Below are 23,489 nucleotides of genomic sequence, written 5' to 3' on the forward strand. Positions count from 1 at the left end.
CGGACGGAACCAGGGGACGGCGGTCGTGCGGGCTCCGCACGACCGCCGTCCCGTTTCCCACCGGAGTGCGTCAGTTCACTGTGCAGGACTGGTCACCCAGCTTGAAGGCCACTGGTTTCGCGTTCGTCCCCGACCAGCTCCCGGTGAACCCGAAGCTCACCGACGAACCCGCCGTCACGTTCGCGTTCCAGTTCACGTTCTTCGCCGTCACCGCCGCACCCGACTGGGTGTACTCGGCGTTCCAGAGTTGGGAGACGGTCTGGCCGTTCGGGAAGGACCAGCCAAGTGACCAGCCGCTCCAGGCAGTTGTGCCCGTGTTGCTGAGTTGTACGTCGGCCTGGAAGCCGCCCGACCACTCGCTGGTGACCTTGTACGTCACCGCACAGGCCCCGGTCGGGGCCGGCGTCGGATCCGTACCGCCGCCCCCGTCGCCACCGCCCGCATCCGACGACTCGCCGTACACGACACCGCGCCCGTTCGTCGCCACGTACACGCGCCCGTACACCCTCGGGTCACCGGTGATCGCCGCGCCCGTCCAACCCCACTGGTGGGCGTCGTCGTTGATGCGCGTCCAGGTCGCGCCCTTGTCCGTGGAGCGGAAGATGCCGCGTACGCCGCCGATCTTCGCGCTCGTGTAGAGCGTCTGGTACGTCGCTCCCGTCGCCGCCTTGCCGAAGCCGATCGTGTCGGCCTGGTCGACGCTCGACAGCTTGGCGAAGGTCGTACCGCCGTCCGTGGAGTGCCACAGGCCGTACGCGCCGTCCGTCGTGCCGCCCGCCAGCCAGATGTCGCCCTTCGTGCCCGGCAGGGCCTTGAAGCGCACGCTGTCGCCGGCCGGGAGACCAGTGGCCTCGGATGCCGTGAAGGTCGCTCCGCCGTCCGAACTCACATAGAACCTCCCCGACGTGAAACCGTAGAACGTCTTCGGGTCCACCCGGTCCGATTCGACGATCGCGCCCGCTGGGATACCCGTCGACGCCGACCACGACGTACCGAAGCCCGTCGCGTACTGCACACCCGTGCCCTCCGGGCTCCACACGAACCGGCTGCCGTCCGACGCCGACGCGATCGTGCCGCCGCCCGAGACCCCCGAAGGGTCCGTCCCCGCAAACCAGTTGGCGCCGTTGTCCGTCGAGAACGCGACGTGCGGACCCGAGTCCAGGTTGCCGACGCGGGCCACGATCCCCGGGTTCGTCTCGGCGTAGTCCAGGCTCGTGGTCGAGGTGAAGTTCGGCGAAGTGAACATCATCGAGGGGACCTTGGTGAGATCCGTGTGGCGGAAGCCACCTATGTCACCCAGGGCGCTGAGCAGCAGAGCGCCGCCCGAAGGGGGAGCGGCCAGGTCGTTGACCGCCGTCTCCTCCAGCCCCTGGACCATCGGCCTGATGCTGAACTGGCTGCCGCTGTCCCAGTTCGTGAGGTTCTCGGTGCCGTAGATCGTCGCACCCGTTCCGTACATCATGCGGTTCGAGTCGAACGGGTCGATCTCCAGCGCCTCCGTCATCCACCCCAGTTTCGGGCTCTGTTCGGGCGGTGACGGGTTCGCGCCGAAGGTCAGCCACGGTGAGGACGAGACGTCCATCGTGTAGCGGTTGGAGCGGGTGGGGTACGAGGTGTAGTCCCAGGCCTTCGTCCAGGTGCCCCCGCTGTCCGTGGAGCGGAAGAGCTGTGTGTCCGGCCACCACGAGCTGTACGCGGTCGCCATCACCGTGCCCGGGTTCTGCCGGTCGATCGTCAGACCGCTGAACCCGTAGTAGGTGTCCGCCTCGGCGACCGGGCTGATGTTCGTCCACGTGCCGGTGGCTGTTGCGTACCGCCACAACTGGCCCTTGCCGCCGTCGTACGGGCCGCCCTTGTCGCTGTACGGCAGGTACAGGTAGCCGTTCTTCGCGTCGAGTACGCCCTTGTGGGCCAGATAGCCGGTGGGCTGCCCGGCCAGCCGCGACCAGGTCGCGCCCGCGTCGGTCGAGCGGTACACCGCGTTGTCCTTGTCGGCGACCCCGACGTAGATCGTTCGGGTCGCGCTGCCCGACGTACCCGTCGACTCGTCGAAGGTGACCCAGACGATGCCCTGGTTGTCACTGGCGTACCCGCTGGTGTCCGTCGGATCCTGCGCGTAGTTGCCGACGTTGGGGAAGTCCGCCACCTGCGACCAGGTCGCCCCCGAGTCCGTCGACCGCCACAGCCCCTTGCCGCTGGGCGCGCCCAGATACAGCACGCTGTTCCTGTTCGGGTCGACCGCGAGACGCTCACCCATGCCCCGGCCGGGCATGTTGCCACCCAACTTGAAGGGCAGGTCGGCCCGTTGCCAGGTCGCGCCCCGGTCACCGGACCTCAGCACGGCACCGTTTCCGGGATCCCAGCTGTTCGTGTACGTGCCGACAGCCGCGTACACCTTGTTCGGGTCGACGGAGTCGGAGGCGAGGCTGACCACACCGGTGTGACCCCAGCGGTCCCAGCCGACCGAGTCCAGCAGCGGGGTCCACGTCTTCGCCGACTCCTGCCAGCGGTAGGCGCCGCCGATGTCCGTACGGGCGTACGCCAGGTTCTTCTCGGTGCGGTTGAAGACGATGCCGGGGACGAATCCACCGCCGTCGATCCGGGCGTTCTTCCAGGTGTACGTGTCGGCCGCGAGCGTCACGTCTGCGGTGCTCGGGGCGGCGAGAGCAAGTGGACTGCCCGCCAACAGGCCTGCGGCCAGGGCCATTACGGCCGTGAGGATACGGGTTCTTCGCATGGGGGTCCTTTCCGGGTGGGGGGATCGAGGCGCCGGACGGTAAGCGCTTGCTATGCAGCGCGAGAGTTGCCGGGCGGCCCCCAGTGCGGGTGGGGGCCGCCCGGCAAGGTGGCCTCGTCGTCCGGTGACGAGACCGCGCACGCGGAGCTTTCGAGCGGTTCCACGGAAGGAGCGGTGCCTGCCCCGCGCCCCCGACAGGGGGGCGGGGCTGTGTCCGTCAGCCCGCGGAGCGCTCGGCGGGGGCTATTCGAGAAGCTCCGCGTACGAACCCATGGCGAGGGCTATGTCCGCCTGGGCCCAGAACCGGTGATAGGTGAACGAGGGCACGGCGCCGCCCGCCAGATACGCCTCGATCTTGGACCAGTTGGGGTCGTCCTCGTAGAAGGAGCGGATGGAGTCGAAGGTGGACGACGAGTTGATGGTGTCGCCGTTCGGCATCGTGCCGGTCCAGCCGCTCGGGACGTACAGGGCGTCGTCGAAGCGGTTGTAGTCGGCGCGGGTCTCCGGGACGGCGATGCCCAGGGTGTCCTGGTGGTTGGACCACATGCCGTCGAGGAGCGCCTTCGCCGTGGTCGCCGCCTCGGTGTCACCGGAGCGGTCGGCGTAGTACGTAAGCGTCTTGGCGTACGCGGCCGCCACACCCACGTCGTTGGTGTAGTCGACGACGGTGACGTGAAGTCCCGCGTTCGCACCCGGAGTCGAGGCGTTCCAGGTGTCGGGGGCGCCCGACCACTGGAGCGTCGACGGGATGCGGTACGTGCCGTCCGGGTTGATGGTCGTCCTGGAGAGCGCCCAGTCGACCCACTTGTCCAGGACGGTCTTCGCGGCGGCGCTGCCCGTCTGCTGGTAGTACTCGGCGACGCGTTCCATGGACCACGCCTGGAAGCCGAACCACTGGTTGGACGCCGGGTCGTGGTACACCGGCTTCTCGTCGTAGTACATGCCGTAGAAGGTCGGCGTCCCGGCCGGGGGAGTGGCGTACCGCCCCGCCCAGCTGTTGGTGGCGCCGCCCGCGATGCCGCCCTCGTCGGACTGCAGCCAGCGGTAGAACTCGATCTGCCGGTCGAGGGACTTGGCCCAGTCGGCCTGCCCGGTCGTCGACTTGGGCTTCAGCGGCGCGTAGTTGGCGAGGGCGTGCGCGGCGAGCGGGTTCTGGTAGCCGCCGTGCGTGTGGCTGGAGCCGATGCGCCAGGCCCAGCCGGCCGCCGTGTCGGTGGCGCCGCCCCAAGCGTAGTACCAGGACATCAGGTAGTGCGAGGCGTCCTTGCCGGTACCGGCCGGGCAGGCGGTCGGGCCGACGCAGTTGCCTATCTTCTTGAAGTACTTGTCGTACATGGCGTAGCGCAGATAGTCGCCCATCTTCGCCGCCTTGCCGACGGTCGCCGACACGTCGGCGCCCTTGCCCTGCTGCTTCGCCCAGATGTCCGCCCAGTAAGCGGCCTGTACGGCGCGCGCGTCGGCGTCCGGGGCGTTGGTGAACTTCCACTGCTTCGCATACGAAGCGTCGCCGGTGAACAGGTCCAGGAACCCGTTTGTGCCGCCGTACTCGAAGGCGTCGCAGGTCGGCTGCGGAACCGTCTCCCAGACCGATTCCTGTGGTCCGCGCTGGAAGGTGTTGATGTAGGAGGGGCCGGTGTCCGCCGGGCCCGCCTCGCACTTGCCGGGCGAGTTGCCGAAGCCGTAGACGTTGTCGACGTCCTGGAGCCAGTGCATGCCGTACACGTCGTCCGTGCCGTACGCGGTCCTCAGCTCGGCGGCGATCGGGTCGGGGCCGACCGGGACCGCGGTGTCGAGCGCGGCCGGGTACTGGCTCGGCAGGTCGTACTCGGGAGCGTACGTCGCCGGTTTCGATGCGTTGTAGAAGGAGTTGGTGGGCTGGTCGGCGTGGGTGGGGATCATGTACTGCTCCATGATCGACCAGGCGCCGTTGAACTTGCTCCAGTCGCCCGTCACCTTGCCGTACATGGCCTGGAGCCACAGGAGGTAGCTGTACGCCTCCGACGTGGTCTCGTGGCCGTGGTCAGGCGCCTCGACGATCAGCGTCTCCACCGAGTGGTAGGGGATGCCCTCGGGTGAGAAGTAGCCGTTCGCCGGGTTGGTGATCTTGCCGTAGAGCTCCAGGAACCGGGCGTCGTACACCTTGGAGGCCGCCAGCTGGGTGACGGTGACCGTCGCCTTGGCATGGCCGGTGGCCGTCGAGTCGAAGGCCGCCGATCCGGTGCCCGTCGCATTGGCGGCGATGGTCACCTTCTGGGCCGTGTTCCAGTTCGACGGAGTGAAGGTGAGTGAGGCCCCGCCCGACACGGACAGGCCCGTGTTGCCACTCGCCCGGGCCGTCGTCACGGTCACGTTCGCGCTCGGCTGTGTGGAGAGCTTCACGTCGTACGTCGCCGACTGGCTCTGCTGCACGCCGAGTTGGGTCGGTACGGCGACCACGGCGGGACCCGAGGCGACCGTGATGCCGACAGGTGTGGAAGGTGCCGAGGCGCCCAGGCTGTCGTACGCCTTGGCCAGCAGCGAATGGCTGCCCACGGTCAGGCCGGTGGCCGAGTGCGTGTACGGCGCGGTCGTGTCCGTGCCGAGCAGCGTGGTGTCGTCGTAGAACTCGACCTTGGTGATCGTGGCGTTGTCCGCCGCCGCTGCCGTGGCCGCCATCGACACCGCGGCACCCTGCGAGTAGACAGCGCCCGCGGCCGGGCTGGTCAGCACCGTGACCGGCGGCTGGTGGGCCCCGGCGCAGGTCGTCCCGTTGATCGCGAACGAGGTCGGCGCCGCGTTGGCGCCGCTGTACGTGAACTGTCCGCCCGTGCTGACCGACGCGCCGGCGGCGATCGTCGCGTTGTACGTGGCGTTCTGCACGGTGACCGTCTGGCCGGACTGGGACCAGGTGCCGTTCCAGCCGTTGCTGAGGTTCTGGTTGCCCGCGTAGGCGTACGTCAGTGTCCAGCCGCTGATGACGTCCGTACCGCGGTTGGTGATCGTGAGATCCGCGGTGAAACCGGAACCCCAGTCATTCGTCCTGTAGTCGACGTTGCACTGAACTGCCGCTGCCTGTGCGGGAGTTGTGCCGGTCGCGAGCATGGTGAGGGGAAGGGCGAGGACCGCCACGACAGCGGTCCAGAACCGCCGCGTGACGCGGCGTCTGTGTCGGGGGTGCATGGTGCTGGTTCCTCCTAGCGGGCTCGGAGGTGCTCGTGGAGAAGTGGGGAGAGCAACAAGCCTTGAACCAGTGGGAGCGCTCCCATATTGAAGACAGGCGTGTCAAGGGTCAAGGTGTTTGAAGACTCGAAATGATTCGACGACGACATCTGATGGAAACACGCCAACCCCTCTGTCCTTTGCCGTCACTTGGCGCTAACTTCGTAGACACCAGTGGGAGCGGTTCCATCAGTCGACGCGTCCGCCACGACGCGCCCGATCTGCAAGGAGTCGCTCATGCGACACCCCCCGCGTTCAGGCCTTTTAGTCGTTGTCGGCGCCGCCGTCGCCCTTGTGGGCACCGCGGTCGCGCCGGTCGTGACGGCGTCGGGAGCCACCTCCGCGTGCACGGTGGAGTACTCGGTCACCAGTACGTGGGACGCCGGCTTCCAGGGCTCCGTCAGGGTCACCAACAACCTGACGGCACTCAGCAGTTGGAGTCTCACATTTGACTTCGGCGCAGGTCAGAAGCTCACCCAGGGCTGGAACGCCAAGTGGTCCCAGTCCGGCATCACCGTCACCGCGGCCAACGAGAGCTACAACGGCTCGCTGGGCACGGGGGCGAGCGTCAGTGCGGGGTTCCTCGCCTCGCGGTCCGGGGGCAATCCCGTACCGGCGTCGTTCAAGCTCAACGGGACGACATGCAACGTGGATTCGGAGCCGACTCCGACACCGACACCGACCACACCGCCCACCGACCCGCCGGTTCCCGAGGACGGTCCCCCCGTCCTGCGCGTGTCCGGCAACAAGCTCGTCGACTCCGGCGGCGCCACCCGGCGGCTGCTCGGCGTCAACCGCTCCGGCGGCGAGTTCGCGTGCGTCCAGGGCAACGGCATCTGGGACGGGCCGGTCGACGACGCCTCCGTGAAGGCGATCGCCGACTGGAACGTCAACACCGTACGCATCCCGCTGAACGAGGAGTGCTGGCTCGGACTTTCCAACATCAAACCCGAGTACGCGGGCGCCAACTACATCGCCGCCGTCAGGGACCTGGTGGCGAAGGTGAAGGCGCACGGAATGACGCCGATGGTCGAGCTCCACTGGACCTGGGGCCAGTACACGGGCAACTCGGCCGGCTGCTCCGACGTGCACGCCAGCTGCCAGAAGCCCATGCCCAACATGCAGCACACGCCCACCTTCTGGACCTCGGTCGCGAACACCTTCAAGGATGACGCGGCCGTCGTGTTCGACCTGTTCAACGAGCCCTACCCGGACCGCGCCACCTCCACGGCGGCTCAGGCCTGGACCTGCTGGCGGGACGGTGGCACCTGCCCCGGCATCGGCTATGAGGTCGCCGGTATGCAGGACCTGATCGACGCGGTCCGGGCCACCGGCGCAAAGAACGTGATCCTGGCCGGCGGGCTCGCCTACTCGAACGACCTCAGCCAGTGGCTGACGTACCGGCCGACCGACCCGGCGGGCAATCTCGCCGCCGCCTGGCATGTCTACAACTTCAACTCCTGTGCCAACGAAAGCTGTTGGGACTCGACGCTCGCGCCGGTCGCCGCCCAGGTCCCGCTGGTGGCGGGCGAGATCGGCGAGAACACCTGTGCGCACTCCTTCATCGACAGGGTCATGAAGTGGTTCGACGACCGCTCCCTGTCCTACCTCGGCTGGACCTGGAACACCTGGAACTGTGCTTCCGGCCCGGCCCTGATCTCCGGTTACGACGGCACACCCACGGCCTTCGGAATCGGACTGCGCGACCACCTGCGCGCCATCGGTTAGTGCTCCATCGGTTCGCGCACCAACTCCCCATCACAGCAAGGCGCTCCTCACCCCACCGGAAAACGAGAGGACACCCGCACCCATGAGCCGTACCAGAACAGCGATCCTCGCCGCCATGGCGCTGGTCGCCGGTGCGACCGGCGCCGCGGTCGCCGCCGCGCCCGCCGACATCGGCATCGCAGCGATCCCCTGCACCGTCGACTACAACGTGCAGAACCAGTGGTCCACCGGCTTCACCGCCGCTGTGACCGTGACCAACAACAGCGCGGCCAAGTCGAGTTGGGCCGTGAAGTGGTCGTACGCCGGTAACCAGCAGGTCACCAGCGGCTGGAACGCGAAATTCGCCCAGAGCGGCACCGCCGTGACCGCGTCCAACGAGTCCTACAACGGCACGCTCGCCACCGGGAGTTCGGTGAGCTTCGGCTTCAACGGCAGCTACAGCGGCACGAACGCGCTCCCGACCTCCTTCACGCTCGACGGCGTCACCTGCAACGTCGACGACGGCGGAGGCGGTCCCACGGACCCGGACCCGGGTACCGGCACGAGGGTCGACAACCCGTACACGGGCGCCCAGGTGTACGTGAACCCGGAATGGTCGGCGAAGGCCGCCGCCGAGACGGGCGGCAGCCGGATCTCCAACCAGCCCACCGGCGTCTGGCTGGACCGGACCGCAGCCATCAACGGCGTCAACGGCGGGATGGGCCTGCGCGCCCACCTCGACGCGGCCCTCCAGCAGAAGGGCACCGGCGAACTCGTCATCCAGCTGGTCATCTACAACCTGCCCGGACGTGACTGCGCCGCCCTCGCCTCCAACGGCGAACTCGGCCCGACGGAGATCGACACGTACAAGACCCAGTACATCGACCCGATCGCGGCGATCCTCGCGGACACCAAGTACGCGGGCCTGCGCATCGTCACGACCGTCGAGATCGACTCGCTGCCCAACCTCGTCACCAACACCGGCAGCCGGCCCACGGCAACGCCCGCGTGCGATGTGATGAAGGCGAACGGCAACTACGTCAAGGGCGTCGGCTACGCGCTCAACAAGCTCGGTGACGTGCCCAACGTCTACAACTACGTCGACGCCGGCCACCACGGCTGGATCGGCTGGGACGACAACTTCGGCCCCTCCGCCGACGTGTTCAAGCAGGCGGCCACCGCCGAGGGCGCGACGGTCAACGACGTGCACGGGTTCATCACCAACACGGCGAACTACAGCGCCCTGAAGGAGAACAACTTCACCATCAACGACACCGTGGCCGGCAAGTCCGTCCGCGAGTCGAAGTGGGTGGACTGGAACCGGTACACCGACGAGCTCTCCTTCGCACAGGCCTTCCGTAACCAGCTGGTCACGGTCGGCTTCCCGTCCACCATCGGCATGCTGATCGACACGTCCAGGAACGGCTGGGGCGGCGCCGCACGGCCCGCCGGACCCGGTGCGACGACCACGGTCGACACGTACGTGGACGGCGGTCGCTACGACCGGCGCATCCACGTCGGCAACTGGTGCAACCAGTCCGGCGCGGGCCTGGGCGAGCGCCCGCAGGCCGCTCCGGCGACCGGGATCGACGCATACGTGTGGATGAAGCCTCCGGGCGAGTCCGACGGCTCCAGCTCGGCGATCCCGAACGACGAGGGCAAGGGCTTCGACCAGATGTGCGACCCGACCTACACGGGCAACCCGCGGAACGGCAACAACCTGTCGGGTGCGCTGCCGAACTCGCCGGTTTCCGGGCACTGGTTCTCCGCGCAGTTCCAGGAGCTGATGAGGAACGCCTACCCGGCGCTTTGAGCTCCGCTGGATCGGCGGTTCGCTTTTTACCGCGGGTCCGGTGGGGGTTGGTCGCGCAGTTTCCCGCGCTCCTTGAGGGGCGCGGGTGTGCGGCCGGCCTCCATCGGACCCGCTCAGGCGGGTTCTCCCAGTCCCCGGCGGATCGCGAGTTCCACCGGGGAGTAGTTCCCGTCCGCGCGTTCCAGCTCGTACGGCACCGCAGGATGCAGCGGTGGCTGGGCCATGAAGCGCGGTCGTGTCCCGTGATGCGGCTGCGCTGCATGGACCAGGAAAGGGTGGCAGAGGTATACGTCGCCGGGTCGGCCGGTGGCGTGGGCCAGCGGCCGGTGTGCCGAGGCCGCCACCAGCTCCGGGGCTGCCTCCAGGCCCGAGACGCCCTCCTCGCCGTACGGCTCCAGCAGTGCCGGTACGTCCAGGTGCGAGCCCACCCGGATGCGCGTCGGGGCGTCCGTCTCACCGACCTCGCTGAACAGGAACAGCATCAGCAGGGACCGGTCCCGGGAGCGGAGGTTCGTGTACGGCCAGGTCGCGCCCTCGGGGACATAGCTGCCCTCTATGTGCCAGCCGGCGTCGTCCGGTTCCTCCTCGTGCGGGAACCGCAGCGGAAAGCTGCCCAGCGAATAGCGCGACGCCCAGCGGCCCTCGCCCACCAGCACGTCGAACGCCTCATGCAGCACAGGGGTGTTGACCGCGGCGGCGAACGGGCCCTGTGCCATGTCCGACACCCAGTGCACGGGTTCCGTCCAGGTGTCCGGGTCGTCCGGGTCGCACCCCGTCTCCCGCCACAGCAGCCGTGCGCAGTGCTCGGCGACGCGCGGTGGGAAGGCACCCTCGATCTTCACGAACCCGTCTTCGAGGAAGCGCTCCACCAGCTCGTCGTCCATACGGACATCGTGGGGGAGCGGGGCGGGCGGGCGCATCCGAGTTTTGCCATGTGCGTTCGAGGGGGCATCCGCGTTTGCCGTAACGGCAACAGGACTGGCCCCGTCGGCGAGGTCGGAGCAGGCTGGTGCCAACGACAACGGGAGGCCCGTACACCATGGCCCATCAGCACCGGCACACGAATGATCACGCCCAGGCGCCCGCAGGCGCCCATGCCCACGACCACGCCGACATGGACTTCGCCGACATGATCCCCATGCTGGAGGGACAGGCCCGGCTGTTGGCGCCGCTCTACGCCGACGCTCTGGCCTGGCTGCACCGGCAGCAGCCCGAACCGGGGCTGATCGTCGACGCGGGCAGCGGCCCCGGCATGATCTCGGGCTTCTTCGCGGACGCGTTCCCCGAGGCACGCATCGTCGCCGCGGACAGTTCGGCGGCGCTCCTGGAACGGGCCCACGAGAACGCCGAACGCCACGGCATCGCCGACCGCTTCAGCACCGTAGAGGCTGAACTCCCGGATGGAATCGTTGAGTTGGAGTACCCCGCCGACCTCGTGTGGTCGAGCCGGGCCGTTCACCATGTCGGCGACCAGCGGGCCGCGCTCACCGCACTCGCGGACGTACTCGCGCCGGGCGGCACACTCGCCGTGCTGGAGGGCGGCCTCGCGGAGCGGAACCTGCCGCGCGACCTCGGCTTCGGGCGCCCCGGCCTGGAGGCGCGTCTCGACGTGATCGAACAGACCTGGTTCACCGAGATGCGCACCTCGCTGCCCGGCCATGTACGCGAGACCGAGGACTGGCCGGCCCTGCTCACCGCCGCCGGCCTGCGCCCCTCCGGCACCCGCTCCTTCCTCCTGGACCTCCCCGCCCCGCTCACGGACGAGGCCCGCGCCTACGTGATCGACGTCTTCGACCGGCGCCGCACGAGGTGCGCGGACGGGCTCGACGCCGAGGACCGCGCCACCCTCGACCGCCTTCTCGACCCCGACGACAAGGCGGGCCTGCACCACCGTCCGGATGTCTTCGTTCTGGTCGCGCACACCCTGTACACCGGCACCAAGCCGAACGGCTGGCGCGCAGGGGGGTGAGTCAGCAGCGGCCAGGCCGTGCGAACACCGTGACCCGTGCCCCCTGCACGCGCCGCGTCCCGCACTCACGCGGCTCTGCGGGCCGTGCAGGTGGGTGGACGGCGGCAGGAGTGCGCCGACGGCTGTCGGGCGCAGCGTCCGCACCTGGCGTCGGGACGGCATGGACAGGCGGCCGTCGCCGTTCGCGCTCGGTTCCCGTACCGGGTGGGCGTCGGTGGTGACGTCGTCGCGTGGTTCTGCGGGCCGTGCAGGTGGGTGGACAGCGGCAGAAGTGCGAAGGCGGCCGCCCCTGCGCGGGCGAGCGCGACCTCGCGCAGCCTCCCGCCGGCGCCGGCCAGCCGGTCCAGGGCCGCGCCGATGAGCAGGGCCGCCCCGGTCTGGCCGTACAGCACGTACCGCCCACGCAGAGCTGCTTGAGCAGCGACAGCAGGAGAAGCAACAGCCCGAGGGCAGGCAGGCACACCTGCCGCCGGACGGTCGGAGCGGCCCTGGCAAGCAGCCTGGCACACACATCTCGACCCCTCATCTGGCGGACCGGGTAAGGGCGTTGGCGCCTGACCGGACGGCGGCGGAACCGTGCGCGCGGGCGGAGGGCTGTCGGAGACGGAGTGGGCGAGCCCACCTGCCCGGCCTCGTACCGGCGGACGTACTGAGCGGCCGCCCGGCGCGCTCCCCGCACCTCACCGAACCCTCTCGACCTGAACGCCCTTGACTTGGAGGGCGCTTCAAGTGATGGACTCTGCGCCGTTCACAACTCACGTACGGCACACCCAGGGGGAACCATGACCGACTCACCCGTCGCTCTGATCACCGGTGGCGGCAGCGGAATCGGCGCGGCGGTCGCGCGGCAGCTGCTCGGCGCAGGCCACCGTGTCGCAGTCACCGGCCGGGGCGAGGCGCGGCTGAACGGCTTCGCCGAGGAACTCGGGCGGCCCGGGGGCCTGTTGACGATTCCCGGGAACGCGGCCGATTACGACGCCGTGCGCGACGCCGTCGGGGCGACGCTGAAGGAGTTCGGGCGACTGGACACGGTCGTGGCCAACGCCGGTTTCGCCACCCACGACACGGTCGCTGAGGGCGACCCGGCCGGCTGGCCGGAGATGGTGCTGACCAACGTGCTCGGCCCCGCGCTGCTCATCAGGGCCTCGATCGACGCGCTGAAGGAGACCCGGGGCCGGATCGTGCTGGTCGGCAGCGTCGCCGGGTTCGTCCACACGCCGGGCAACATCTACGGGGCGACCAAGTGGGCGGTGACCGGCCTCGCAGAGAACACCCGCCGCCAGGTCACGGAGTTCGGCGTCGGCGTGACGCTGGTGGCCCCCGGGCGCGTCGAAACCCCCTTCTGGGACAACTACGGCAGCCTGCCGCCGGGCCACCTGCTCACGGCCGACCAGCTCGCCGACTCGATCGTCTGGGCGATCCGGCAGCCGGAGGGGGTCGACGTCAACACCGTGGTCGTACGACCGATCGGGCAGCCCAACTGATCCCTGCCGTAACGGACGACGGACGCCGGTGACGACACCGGCGTCCTGTACTTCACCGATCCTGCCTGCGTCCGCTGCGGACGGTGTCGCGTTCGCGGGCGCACGGGCCCTGAACCGTCAGCCCGCCTCGAAGGTCGCCGGGTCCGGGCCCAGCCGGCGGTCCTCGTTCAGCGCGCTGATCGCCGCGAGGTCCTCCGTGTCCAGGCTGAAGTCGAAGACCTCGATGTTCTCCTTGATCCGGGACGGTGTGACGGACTTGGGGATCACCACGTTGCCCAGCTGGAGGTGCCAGCGCAGAACGACCTGGGCCGGGGTGCGGCCGTGCTTCTGGGCGATGGCCACGAGCGCGGGAACCTCCAGCAGCCCCTTGCCGGAGCCGAGCGGGGACCAGGCCTCCGTGGCGATGCCCCGCGCCGCGTGGTACTCGCGTGGCGCGTCCTGCTGGAGGTGCGGGTGCAGCTCGATCTGGTTGACGGCCGGGACGACCGACGTCTCGGCCAGGAGCCGGTCGACGTGTTCCGGAAGGAAGTTGGAGACACCGATGGCCCGAGCGCGGCCGTCCGCGTGAAGCTTTTCGAACGCCTTGTACGTGTCGACGAACGTGCCCTTGGCCGGCTGCGGCCAGTGGATCAGGTACAGGTCGACGTACTCCAGGCCGAGCTTCTCCAGCGAGGTGTCGAAGGCGCGGAGCGTGGACCCGTACCCCTGGTCGCTGTTCCAGAGTTTGGTGGTGACGAAGAGGTCCTCGCGGGCGAGGCCGGATGCGGCGATGGCCTTTCCGGTGCCCTCCTCGTTGCCGTAGATCGCCGCCGTGTCGATGCTGCGGTACCCGGTCTCCAGCGCTGTGGTGACCGCCCGCTCCGCCTCGGCGTCCGGCACCTGCCAGACGCCGAAGCCCAGTTGGGGCATCTCGACGCCGTTGCTCAGGATGATCGGGGGGACCTTGCTGCTCACGAGCTCTCGATCCTTCAGTCGTCGGAGTGATGCTCTCATCGTCAACGATCACGAGCCGTCGTGCATTCCTGATCGCAAACCTCGTGAGCCTTCCCACAGATTGGCCGGAAACACCTTCAGCGGCGCACATGCATTGGTACGGACTATTGACCGTGGCCTGCCATAGGGCGACTCTGTATCGCGCCGCGATCGTGTTGATGAACATCGTGCACATATGTAGCCAGACGTCAGCAATCCAGCCCCCCCCATGCTGAGGTGGTCCCACCATGAACACATCCAGGCGAACCCTGCTCGGCGCCACGCTCGGCGGAGTTGCCGGAGCCGCCGTCGGACTCCCCGCCCTCGCCACCCCGGCCCGCGCCGCCTCCTGGCAGCAGAAATGGGCACCCTCCGCGAGCGGCGCCGGGCTCGGCGCCTTCGAGACCGTCGAGGACGACCGCGCCGACTCCCACACCGCCGGGCAGCCGCACATCTACGCCACCGGCGACAACTGGCGCTTCACCATGCACACCAGGGACCGCGACACCTCGACCGACCGCCAGCGCCAGGAGGTCACCGGGCTTCGCAACGGCAGCGGCGCCAACTACCTCAAGTGGACCGAGGGCCAGACCTGGCGGGTCACGTACGCGATGTACATCCCCAGCTCCCTCAAGGCGACGACCACCTTCACCCACATCATGCAGATGAAGCAGCCCGGCGCCGGCACCTCGCCGATGGTCGTGCAGTCACTGCGCCGGGTGAACGGCGTGCAGACCATCGAACTGAAGCTGCCCATCGCCGACATCCTCGTCGGCCGTACGAACCTCGAACCGCTCCACGACAGGTGGACGGACGTCGACTTCCAGATCAAGGTGGGCAACGGCTCGGCGGGAACGGTCCGTTGGATCCTCAAGAGCGGCTCGACAACGGTCGTCGACGCCGCACGAACCGGCGTGGACACCTTCCTCGCCGACCGCGTACGCCCCAAGTGGGGCATCTACCGCTCCCTCGGCGACACTTCGGGCTCGCTCCAGGACTGCCACCTGCTGCTCACCAACCTGCGCGGCTATCAACTCGTCTGACGGCAGGCCCTGTTCGGCGGCCTAGGCCCGGTACAGTGCCTCGACCTCCTTCGCGTACGCGTTCTCGATCGCCTTGCGCTTCAGTTTCAGGGACGGGGTCAGCAGACCGTGTTCCTCGGTGAACGGCTGGGCCAGGATGCGGAAGGTGCGGATCGACTCGGCCTTGGAGACCAGGGTGTTCGCGGCGACCACCGCGCGCCGTACCTCCTTCTCCAGGTCCGGGTCGCGGACCAGTTCCGTCGGGGTCAGCCGCGGTTTGCCGCGCATCGTGAGCCAGTGCTCGACCGCTTCGTGGTCCAGGGTGACCAGGGCCGCGATGTACGGGCGGTCGTTGCCGACCACGATGCACTGGGCGACCAGGGGATGGTCCCGGACGCGTTCCTCCAGGCCGCCCGGTGCGACGCTCTTGCCGCCCGACGTCACCAGGATCTCCTTCTTCCGGCCGGTGATCGTGAGGAAGCCGTCCTCGTCGAGGGAGCCCAGGTCGCCGGTGGCGAGCCAGCCGTCGTGCAGGGTCGCGTCCGTCGCCTTCTGGTTGTTCAGATAGCCCTGGAACACGTTGTCGCCGCGCAGCCAGATCTCGCCGTCGTCCGCGATGTGCACCGTCGTGCCCGGGATGGCCTGGCCGACCGTGCCGTAGCGGGTGCGTTCGGGCGGGTTCGCGGTGGCCGCCGCCGTCGTCTCCGTCAGACCGTAGCCCTCGAAGATGTGGACGCCCGCGCCCGCGAAGAACAGACCGAGCCGCCGGTCCATCGCCGATCCGCCCGTCATGGCGTGCCGTACGCGTCCGCCCATCGCGGCCCGGATCCTGGAGTACACGAGCTTCTCGAAGAGCTGGTGCTGCATCCGAAGGCCCGCCGAGGGGCCGGGGCCCAGGTCCCAGGCCTTCTCCTCCACGGCCTCCGCATAACGCACTGCGACCTCGACGGCCTTCTCGAAGAAGCCGTCCTTGCCTTCCCGCTCGGCCTTGCGGCGGGCCGCGTTGAGGACCTTCTCGAAGATGTACGGCACGCCGAGGAAGAACGTCGGCCTGAACGCGGCGAGGTCGGGCAGCAGGGCCGCCGCGTTCAACTGCGGCTGATGGCCGAAACGGACCCCTCCGCGGATCGCGGCCACCTGCACCATCCGGCCGAAGACATGCGCGAGGGGGAGGAAGAGGAGGGTGGCCGCCTCGTCGCCCTTCCTGGAGTGGAACACCGGCTCCCAGCGCTCGATGACGGTGTCCGCCTCGAACATGAAGTTGGCGTGGGTGATGACACAGCCCTTGGGGCGGCCCGTGGTGCCGGAGGTGTAGATGATCGTCGCGGTCGAGTCGGGCGTGACCGCGAGCCGGTGCCGGTGCACCATGTCGTCGTCCAGGTGCGCACCGGCCTCGTACAGCTCCTGCACGGCGCCCTCGTCGAGCTGCCACAGCTGGTGCAGCCGGGGCAGCCGGTCGATGACCGTGGCGATGGTCATCGCGTGGTCCTCGTGCTCCACCATCGCCGCTGTCACCTCGGCGTCGTACAGCATCCAGAAGACCTGCTCGGCAGAGGACGTCGGATAGACCGGCACCACCTGCGCGCCGATCGTCCACAGCGCGTAGTCAAAGAGCGTCCACTCGTAGCGCGTACGGGACATGATCGCGACCCGGTCCCCGAACCGGATGCCCTGAGCGAGCAGGCCCTTGGCGAGGGCGAGCACCTCGTCACGGAACTCGCCCGAGGTCACGTTCCGCCACTGGCCGGCCTCGTCCTTGCGGCCGAGCGCGACATGGCGGGGATCTTCCTGGGCACGCTCGAAGACCACGTCGGCCAGTCCGCCCACGGGCGGCGCCAACGCCAACGGAGGGTTGGTGAATTCGCGCAAACCCGCTCCTAGTGACGCACCGCACGGCGCCGTGAAAGCTACCCCACGGCTTCGCACCACGGGAGGGGGCGCGAAGCCGAGCGGTGTTCAGCTTCGGCGCCGTTGCGGGGCGTAAAATGCGTCTGTATGTGTAGGGGACGGACAGAAAATCGTACGTCGAAGTACGGTGCGGTTCCGTAATCTCCACCGAATCCGACCGGCCCGCTCACCACCCGCACCAGGCCTCTTGGGACTGTCTTTAAGGTTCGGGCAGCCTCTTGTGCGGTCGGTTCGCCCTCTCTGTCTGCGTCCCGGATGCGGATTTCGTCACACCCCGCACACCCCGCACACCCGCACCCGCACCGCCGTCAACGCCGGTGCAACCGGTCCCCGCTCGTCAGGATCGCCGCCGCCAGCGCGTCCGCCGCGCTCTGCGCCGGCGTACGGCGGTGGCCGTGCACCAGGACGAAGTCGACCCCGCCCAGCTCCGGCAGCCCGGAGCGGTCGGGTACGCGGACCAGGCCGGGCGGGATCAGTCCGCGCGAGTGGGCCATCACGCCGAGGCCCGCCCGGGCCGCCGCGATCAGTCCGTTGAGGCTGCCGCTGGTGCAGGCGACGCGCCACGCCCGGCCCTGCCGCTCCAGCGCCTCCATGGCGAGGGCGCGGGTGATGCCCGGCGGCGGGTACACGATCAGCGGCACCGGACGGTCGGGGTCCAGACGGAGCCGTTCCGTGCCGATCCACACCAGCTCGTCGTGCCAGACGGGCTCGCCGCGCGGATCCTCGGGGCGCCGCTTGGCCAGGACGAGGTCCAGTTTCCCGGCGGCCAGCTGCTCGTGGAGAGTGCCCGACAGCTCCACCGTCAGCTCCAGGTCGACGTCGGGATGGTCGTACCTGAAGCCCTCCAGAATCTCCGGCAGCCGGGTCAGTACGAAGTCCTCCGACGCGCCGAACCGCAGCCGGCCGCGCAGTCGTGTGCCCGTGAAGAACGCCGTCGCCTGTTCGTGCACCTCCAGGATGCGGCGGGCGAAACCGAGCATCGCCTCGCCGTCCTCGGTCAGTTCGACGGAGTGTGTGTCCCGGGCGAACAGCTGCCGTCCGGCCACGTCCTCCAGGCGCCGCACATGCTGGCTGACCGTCGACTGGCGCAGCCCGAGCCGCCGGGCGGCCTGCGTGAAGCTGAGCGTCTGGGCCACGGTCAGGAAGGTCCGCAGATGAGAGGGGTCGTACATGCTTCCCACGCTACCCTGTTATCGCGAAACGTGATGACAGTCAGAGCGGTATACGGGATTCCCGATCACGGACCGGAGGGGGACGATGGAAAGGGCACGACCGTCCTGCCCGTACCTGAAGCAGTGGAGCACCGTGAAACGCCTGAAGTGGCCGAGCTGGATGCCGATCGACCCCTACATCCTGCTGTTGCTCGGGACGGTGGGCCTCGCGGCGCTCCTCCCGGCGCGCGGGACTGGCGCCGACGTCGCCTCGGGTGCCTCCACGGCCGCCATCGCCCTCCTCTTCTTCCTTTACGGCGCCCGCCTCTCCACCCGCGAGGCGATGTCGGGGCTGAAACACTGGCGGCTGCACGTCACGGTCCTCGCCTGTACGTTCGTCGTCTTCCCGCTGCTCGGCCTGGCCGCCCGCGGACTCGAACCGGTGTTCCTGACCCACTCCCTCTACACCGGCCTGCTCTTCCTCACCCTCGTCCCGTCCACGATCCAGTCGTCCATAGCCTTCACCTCGATGGCCCGGGGCAACGTCCCCGCCGCGATCTGCGCGGGCTCCTTCTCCTCCCTCGTCGGCATCGTCGTCACCCCCCTGCTCGCGGCCACACTGCTCGGCAGCGCCGGCGGCGGCTTCTCGCTCGACTCGCTCCTCGAAATCGTGCTCCAGCTGCTGGTGCCGTTCGTCGCCGGGCAGCTGCTCCGGCGCTGGATCGGCGCGTTCGTCACCCGGCACAGGAAGGTGCTCGGTCTGGTCGACCGGGGCTCGATCCTCCTCGTCGTCTACACCGCGTTCAGCGAGGGCATGGCCGAGGGCATCTGGCACCAGGTCAGCGCCACCAGGCTCGCCGGACTCCTGGTGGTCGAGGCGGTACTCCTCGCGGCGATGCTGGCGCTCACCTGGTACGGCGGCAAGGCGCTCCGCTTCAACCGCGAGGACCGGATCGCGATCCAGTTCGCCGGCTCGAAGAAGTCCCTGGCGGCCGGACTGCCCATGGCGAGCGTTCTGTTCGGCGCCGAGGCCTCACTGGCCGTGCTGCCCTTGATGCTCTTCCACCAGATGCAGCTGATGGTGTGCGCGGTGATCGCCAAGCGCCGCTCGCGGGACCCGGTGGCCGACTCCGCCGGCGACTTTGAGGTCACCGGGCAGGACCGGCCGGACCGTCACGCGTCGCAGCCTGTACGGTGACGCGTCGCCGCTGAGCCGCGGGCCGGGTGAAGTCGGGCGCGCCCGCGCCCCGGAAGGAGCGCGGGACCGTATCAACCTGCGGCTGCGCCGCGTGGGCGCGACCAGCTCCACCGGGCCCGCGGCGAATGTCCGCATGTCCAGCGAGCGCCTAGCGGCGGGCGTTCACCTTGTCCATGGGCAGCCAGAGCACCGTGTTGCTCGTGGCCGCGGCCGCGTCCGTGGTGGCGGTCATGGAGGCCGCGGAGAGTTCCGCGGTGTCCAACGCCCGGTCCCAGACCCGGACATCGTCGATCGCGCCGCTGAAGTGCTGGAGGCTGTCCACCCGTTGTCCGATGTGCACCCCGAACACCCCATTGCGGCTGGCGGATCCGGACACGTCCGCCACGCTCACCGCCGTACCGTCGACGAAGAGGGTGAACTGGCTGCCGCCGCGGCGCAGGGCCGCGAAATGCCACTGGCCGTCGTTGTAGGTGCCCACAGAGGTAGCGGACGCCGTCCTGACGGCCGACGCGCCGTCCCGGACCGTGATCAGGCCCCGTAGGCGGTTGCTCGCGGGCTCGGCGCGGAGCCAGACCTGAGGCTGGGTGGAGCCGACCCCGCCCATCCACAGCAGCGGCCGGTCGCCCGTCGTCGCGGTGGTACGGAACCAGAGGGCAACGGTGAAGTCCTTGGTGCCGAGCGGCAGCCGGTCGCTGTACGGGAGGCGCACGGCGTCGTCCACGCCGTCGAACTCCAGCGCACCGCCGCCGAACACGCCGGTGGTCTGCGCGGTGCCGCCGAGAACGGCGGCCGGGCGGGCGCCCGGGGCCAGGTCGTGGGTGGTCGGGTCCGGGCCGCGCGGCGGTGTCAGCCAGTCCTCGGTGAAGCGGGCGAAGCGGATCTCGTCGCGCGCGTCGACGGTGCCGCCCTCGTACGTCAGGCCTACCGTCGCGCTGTCGATCTTCACCAGGTCGGAGTAACCGGACCAGTCCCGGGTGACGACCGTGCCCCGGTCCGCGCTGTCCCAGGTGCGCCCGCCGTCGTACGAGGAGCGGATCATCATCGTCCGTCGGCGGTCCGGATCGCCCGGGCAGGCCAGCAGTACGCGGACGCCGAAGCCCACGGTGGAGCACTGGACCTGCGGCGCGTAGAGGTCCGGGAGGGCGCGGAACGGGGTGAGGAAGCTGCTGCCGCCGTCCGCGCTGAAGGCCTGGGTGCGGTGGCCGAGATCGGTACCGTCCTGTTCACGCCCGCTGACCAGGATCACCCCGTCCGAGTGTTCGGTGAGTGTCACCTCGGACGGTTTCTGCCGGAAGGTGCCGTTCGCCGCGATCGGCCAGCTGTCGGTCGCGCCGACCTTCCAGTGGTCGCCGCCGTCGTCGCTGATGATCAGCGCGGCGTGGTTGGCGCTGATCCGGCTTCCGTCCCACGTCTCGGTGTTGACACCGAAGACGAGCCGGCCCGCGTGCGGTCCCCGGGCGAGCTGGATGCCGTGCACGGGGCCCGTCGCGTACCAGGAGTTCCACTCGGGAGGCATGATCTCGGCGCTCAGGTCGCGCGGCTCTGACCAGGTCAGCCCGTCGTCGTCGCTGTACTGCAGATGGGGGCTGCGGTCGCACGGCACCGGGCAGTTGCCGCCGCCCCGACCCGTGTTCCAGGTCTCCGCGAGGAGGATGCGGCCGGTCTCCCGGTCCACGATGGGCGCCGGGTTGCCGTGTGTGTCGACCCCGCCGTCGTTGACGACCTGGAGCGGGCCCCAGGTGCGCCCGTCGTCCGTCGACCGCTTGACGACGATATCGATGTCACCGGCGTCCCCGCAGTTGTCTCGGCGCCCCTCGGAGAAGGCCAGCAGCGTGCCCTTCAGGGTCCGGACGACGGCGGGGATCCGGTAGCAGGCGTAGCCGGGGTCCTGGGAGGCCCGGAAGAGCACCTGCTGTTCGAACGTGGCCGCCGGGGTGGCCTGTTCGGCGCCCGCGGGGCTCGGCAGAGCGAGCAGCAGAGCGGCCGTGGTGAACACGGCCGTGAGAGTGGATCTGAGACGTGCGCGAAGACTTGACGGCATGTACGGCCCTGCCCTTCAACGTCTGGACTTCATGCGTCTGGACTTCAGAGTTCGGGACTTCGGAGTTCGGGCTTCGGAGACCCGGGTTCACAGGTCTGCGCTTCAGAGGTCCGGACAACTGAACAGTTCGGCATCCGGAGATCTGGACATCCCGCGTCCAACATGCGTGCATCAGACGGTAGTTGGATGCTCAGCCGCCCCACAAGAACCGTGTGTCAGGGGTTCAGGACAACCTTGACGAGGTTGGTCCACGACTCGATGACCCGGTGTGCGCCGGCTATTCGGCCCAGCCGGAAACCGGTGAGGGCCGGGGTGGGCCACTCGCCGTCCTTGCCCGTCCGGGCGTACGGGACGACTTCGTCGGTGCCGGGGGAGCGCGCGATGTCGGCGTGGCCGTGGCCGAAACAGGGCCCGGTCACCCGGTCGGCCGGGAGCAGGGGCCCATCCGTGGGCCCGTACCGGACTCGGCGCATCCGCACCTGGCACCTCCAGAAAACCGTTGGGAGTCCCAACGATAATCGCATAACCGTTGGGAGGTCCAATGATTATTGGCTAGGCTTTTCATATGTCTGCCGAACTTCACTCCATACGTGTTCTCCCCAGCTGGATCCTGGGGAGGGTCGCTGATCGCGGACGCGCGCTGGTCGCCGCCGCGCTGGCCGGCGAAGGGCTGAAGACGTGGCATCACGTGGTGCTCTCCGCCGTCGCGGAGCTGGGCCCGGTCGCGCAGGCCGAACTGGTGCGCGGGGTGGGGCTCGACGCCAAGGACATGGTTGGCGTTCTCAACGACCTCCAGGCCGCCGGACTGATCGTGCGCACACCCGATCCGCACGACCGGCGAAAGAACGCGGTGACGGCGACGGGGGAGGGGCGGCGGCTGCTCGCCCGCTGCGAACGGGCCGCGCGGAAGGCCAACGACGAGCTGCTGGCGCCGCTCACGGTCGTGGAACGCGAGCTGTTCATGGGTTTGCTCACCCGGGTTTCGGGTGCGCGGTAGCCGCCCGGCGGCAAGAAGAGGCGGGGCCCCGGCGGCGCAGGGGGCGCTCCCCGCCGTTCGGGGCCCCGCCGCCGTGCCGCGGGGGAGCCGGTCAGCCCTGGGAGGCCGCGACCTGCAGAGCGATGCGGTCCTCGCCCGCGTACACGTTCATGTTGGCTCCCCGGAGGAAGCCCACCAGCGTCAGCCCCGACTCGGCCGCCAGGTCGACGGCGAGTGATGAGGGGGCCGAGACGGCCGCCAGTACCGGAATGCCGGCCATGACCGCCTTCTGTGCCAGCTCGAACGACGCCCGGCCGGAGACCAGCAGGACCGTGCGGGACAGGGGCAGGTCGCCGTTCTGCAGTGCCCGCCCGACCAGCTTGTCGACCGCGTTGTGCCGGCCCACGTCCTCACGGATGTCGAGCAGCTCGCCCTCCTCCGTGAACAGGGCCGCCGCGTGCAGACCCCCGGTCCGGTCGAACACCCGCTGGGACGCGCGGAGCCGGTCGGGGAGGCTCGCGAGCAGTTCGGGTGCCAGTCGGACCGGGGGGGTGCCGGCGCCGTCGTCGATGGCCCAACGGGCCGTCGTGCGGACGGCGTCCAGGCTCGCCTTGCCGCACAGGCCGCACGAGGACGTCGTGTACACGTTCCGTTCCAGCGTGATGTCGGGCATCACCACGTCCGGAGCCGTCCGCACGTCGACCACGTTGTAGGTGTTCGAACCGTCCGCCGTCGCGCCCGCGCAGTACACGATGTTCTGGAGTTCTCGCCGTTCGGCGAGCACACCCTCGCTCACAAGGAAGCCCGCGGCGAGCGCGAAGTCGTCGCCCGGTGTCCGCATGGTGATGGCGAGCGGCTTGCCGTTCAGCCGGATCTCCAGGGGTTCCTCGGCGACGAGCGTGTCCGGACGGGTGGAGACCGCCCCGTCGCGGATCCGGATCACCTTGCGTCGTTCCGTGACTCGTCCCATGTCCTGATCAGCCCCGGTTCTGTACGTGCTGGTAGGTGACCTTCACGATCTCATTGTCCTGCACGCGCGAAGTGCGGTGGCCGTGCGACGGAACCAAGTCGGCGAAATACTGTCTACAGTATGGAAGTTACGTCGACAAGGGGTGTGACACGGGTTGGAACGAAGACGTCCATGGCTCGCGAACGGCCCTCCGTGCGATCCCGGCCCACCGTTCGTCGCGCGGCCCCGGCATGCCGTTCGTCCGGTCCGCACGACCGTTCGGCGCAGCTCGCATACCGTTCACCGCATACGGTCGTCACGTCCGACCGGCCGTCTTCCCAACCGGGCGGCCGGTTCCTATCGT

17 protein-coding genes are annotated in these 23,489 nt (G+C 69.2%); 7 read left to right on the forward strand and 10 right to left on the reverse strand.

Features of this window, described 5'->3' with window-relative positions:
• Positions 1–70: 70 nt before the first annotated feature.
• Positions 71–2,737, reverse strand: a complete 2,667-nt coding sequence (locus RB628_RS08865) for a cellulose binding domain-containing protein (protein ID WP_318319757.1) — start codon at positions 2,735–2,737, stop codon at positions 71–73.
• Positions 2,738–2,980: 243 nt separating this feature from the next.
• A complete protein-coding gene (locus tag RB628_RS08870) occupies positions 2,981–5,896 on the reverse strand; it encodes a glycoside hydrolase family 48 protein (RefSeq protein ID WP_318319758.1) in 2,916 nt (971 codons plus the stop codon).
• Positions 5,897–6,172: 276 nt separating this feature from the next.
• On the opposite strand from RB628_RS08870, the gene RB628_RS08875 reads away from it, so the two are divergent.
• Entirely contained in the window at positions 6,173–7,663 is a 1,491-nt protein-coding gene (locus tag RB628_RS08875; protein ID WP_318319759.1) for a cellulase family glycosylhydrolase, read from the forward strand.
• 82 nt (positions 7,664–7,745) lie between these two features.
• A complete protein-coding gene (locus RB628_RS08880) occupies positions 7,746–9,455 on the forward strand; it encodes a glycoside hydrolase family 6 protein (RefSeq protein ID WP_318319760.1) in 1,710 nt (569 codons plus the stop codon).
• Between the two features lie 113 nt (positions 9,456–9,568).
• Here the strand turns inward: RB628_RS08880 and RB628_RS08885 are convergent, their stop codons facing one another.
• Positions 9,569–10,339, reverse strand: a complete 771-nt coding sequence (locus tag RB628_RS08885) for a phytanoyl-CoA dioxygenase family protein (RefSeq protein ID WP_318319761.1) — start codon at positions 10,337–10,339, stop codon at positions 9,569–9,571.
• A gap of 155 nt (positions 10,340–10,494) precedes the next feature.
• On the opposite strand from RB628_RS08885, the gene RB628_RS08890 reads away from it, so the two are divergent.
• Entirely contained in the window at positions 10,495–11,424 is a 930-nt protein-coding gene (locus tag RB628_RS08890) for a class I SAM-dependent methyltransferase (RefSeq protein WP_318319762.1), read from the forward strand.
• A gap of 65 nt (positions 11,425–11,489) precedes the next feature.
• Here the strand turns inward: RB628_RS08890 and RB628_RS08895 are convergent, their stop codons facing one another.
• The gene (locus RB628_RS08895) at positions 11,490–11,816 is read right to left on the reverse strand and encodes a hypothetical protein (RefSeq protein ID WP_318319763.1); all 327 of its coding nucleotides are present in this window, start codon (positions 11,814–11,816) and stop codon (positions 11,490–11,492) included.
• A gap of 390 nt (positions 11,817–12,206) precedes the next feature.
• On the opposite strand from RB628_RS08895, the gene RB628_RS08900 reads away from it, so the two are divergent.
• The gene (locus RB628_RS08900) at positions 12,207–12,908 is read left to right on the forward strand and encodes an SDR family oxidoreductase (protein WP_318319764.1); all 702 of its coding nucleotides are present in this window, start codon (positions 12,207–12,209) and stop codon (positions 12,906–12,908) included.
• A 117-nt stretch (positions 12,909–13,025) separates the two neighbouring features.
• Here RB628_RS08900 and RB628_RS08905 read toward each other — a convergent pair whose 3' ends face one another.
• Positions 13,026–13,862 (reverse strand): aldo/keto reductase, encoded by an 837-nt coding sequence (locus RB628_RS08905; RefSeq protein ID WP_318319765.1) that lies wholly within the window; start codon positions 13,860–13,862, stop codon positions 13,026–13,028.
• A gap of 266 nt (positions 13,863–14,128) precedes the next feature.
• On the opposite strand from RB628_RS08905, the gene RB628_RS08910 reads away from it, so the two are divergent.
• Positions 14,129–14,923 (forward strand): Tat pathway signal sequence domain protein, encoded by a 795-nt coding sequence (locus tag RB628_RS08910; protein WP_318319766.1) that lies wholly within the window; start codon positions 14,129–14,131, stop codon positions 14,921–14,923.
• 21 nt (positions 14,924–14,944) lie between these two features.
• Here the strand turns inward: RB628_RS08910 and RB628_RS08915 are convergent, their stop codons facing one another.
• Together RB628_RS08915 and RB628_RS08920 are read right to left on the reverse strand one after the other, a co-directional pair.
• Positions 14,945–16,771, reverse strand: a complete 1,827-nt coding sequence (locus RB628_RS08915; RefSeq protein ID WP_318319767.1) for an AMP-dependent synthetase/ligase — start codon at positions 16,769–16,771, stop codon at positions 14,945–14,947.
• A gap of 347 nt (positions 16,772–17,118) precedes the next feature.
• Complete coding sequence (locus RB628_RS08920; RefSeq protein ID WP_318319768.1) at positions 17,119–17,982, reverse strand: LysR substrate-binding domain-containing protein; 864 nt, start codon at positions 17,980–17,982, stop codon at positions 17,119–17,121.
• A 160-nt stretch (positions 17,983–18,142) separates the two neighbouring features.
• On the opposite strand from RB628_RS08920, the gene RB628_RS08925 reads away from it, so the two are divergent.
• Positions 18,143–19,159 (forward strand): bile acid:sodium symporter family protein, encoded by a 1,017-nt coding sequence (locus RB628_RS08925; RefSeq protein ID WP_318319793.1) that lies wholly within the window; start codon positions 18,143–18,145, stop codon positions 19,157–19,159.
• Positions 19,160–19,307: 148 nt separating this feature from the next.
• Here RB628_RS08925 and RB628_RS08930 read toward each other — a convergent pair whose 3' ends face one another.
• On the reverse strand, positions 19,308–21,200 hold the full coding sequence (locus RB628_RS08930) for a sialidase family protein (protein ID WP_318319769.1): 1,893 nt from the start codon (positions 21,198–21,200) through the stop codon (positions 19,308–19,310).
• 215 nt (positions 21,201–21,415) lie between these two features.
• The gene (locus tag RB628_RS08935; protein WP_318319770.1) at positions 21,416–21,673 is read right to left on the reverse strand and encodes a hypothetical protein; all 258 of its coding nucleotides are present in this window, start codon (positions 21,671–21,673) and stop codon (positions 21,416–21,418) included.
• 92 nt (positions 21,674–21,765) lie between these two features.
• Here RB628_RS08935 and RB628_RS08940 point away from each other — a divergent pair, with 92 nt between their 5' ends.
• Positions 21,766–22,197 (forward strand): MarR family winged helix-turn-helix transcriptional regulator, encoded by a 432-nt coding sequence (locus tag RB628_RS08940; protein ID WP_318319771.1) that lies wholly within the window; start codon positions 21,766–21,768, stop codon positions 22,195–22,197.
• A gap of 91 nt (positions 22,198–22,288) precedes the next feature.
• Here RB628_RS08940 and fdhD read toward each other — a convergent pair whose 3' ends face one another.
• Complete coding sequence (gene fdhD, locus RB628_RS08945; protein ID WP_318319772.1) at positions 22,289–23,146, reverse strand: formate dehydrogenase accessory sulfurtransferase FdhD; 858 nt, start codon at positions 23,144–23,146, stop codon at positions 22,289–22,291.
• Positions 23,147–23,489 lie beyond the last annotated feature (343 nt).

This window comes from Streptomyces sp. ADMS, from assembly GCF_033441795.1.
Lineage (GTDB): Bacteria > Actinomycetota > Actinomycetes > Streptomycetales > Streptomycetaceae > Streptomyces.

Coding starts and splice junctions, on each gene's coding strand:
- RB628_RS08880 (WP_318319760.1), top strand. CDS start 7,746: ATGAGCCGTACCAGAACAGCGATCCTCGCCGCCATGGCGCTGGTCGCC.
- RB628_RS08900 (WP_318319764.1), top strand. CDS start 12,207: ATGACCGACTCACCCGTCGCTCTGATCACCGGTGGCGGCAGCGGAATC.
- RB628_RS08865 (WP_318319757.1), bottom strand. CDS start 2,737: ATGCGAAGAACCCGTATCCTCACGGCCGTAATGGCCCTGGCCGCAGGC.
- RB628_RS08870 (WP_318319758.1), bottom strand. CDS start 5,896: ATGCACCCCCGACACAGACGCCGCGTCACGCGGCGGTTCTGGACCGCT.
- RB628_RS08930 (WP_318319769.1), bottom strand. CDS start 21,200: ATGCCGTCAAGTCTTCGCGCACGTCTCAGATCCACTCTCACGGCCGTG.
- RB628_RS08875 (WP_318319759.1), top strand. CDS start 6,173: ATGCGACACCCCCCGCGTTCAGGCCTTTTAGTCGTTGTCGGCGCCGCC.
- fdhD (WP_318319772.1), bottom strand. CDS start 23,146: ATGGGACGAGTCACGGAACGACGCAAGGTGATCCGGATCCGCGACGGG.
- RB628_RS08935 (WP_318319770.1), bottom strand. CDS start 21,673: ATGCGCCGAGTCCGGTACGGGCCCACGGATGGGCCCCTGCTCCCGGCC.
- RB628_RS08910 (WP_318319766.1), top strand. CDS start 14,129: ATGAACACATCCAGGCGAACCCTGCTCGGCGCCACGCTCGGCGGAGTT.
- RB628_RS08940 (WP_318319771.1), top strand. CDS start 21,766: ATGTCTGCCGAACTTCACTCCATACGTGTTCTCCCCAGCTGGATCCTG.
- RB628_RS08890 (WP_318319762.1), top strand. CDS start 10,495: ATGGCCCATCAGCACCGGCACACGAATGATCACGCCCAGGCGCCCGCA.
- RB628_RS08920 (WP_318319768.1), bottom strand. CDS start 17,982: ATGTACGACCCCTCTCATCTGCGGACCTTCCTGACCGTGGCCCAGACG.
- RB628_RS08885 (WP_318319761.1), bottom strand. CDS start 10,339: ATGGACGACGAGCTGGTGGAGCGCTTCCTCGAAGACGGGTTCGTGAAG.
- RB628_RS08925 (WP_318319793.1), top strand. CDS start 18,143: ATGCCGATCGACCCCTACATCCTGCTGTTGCTCGGGACGGTGGGCCTC.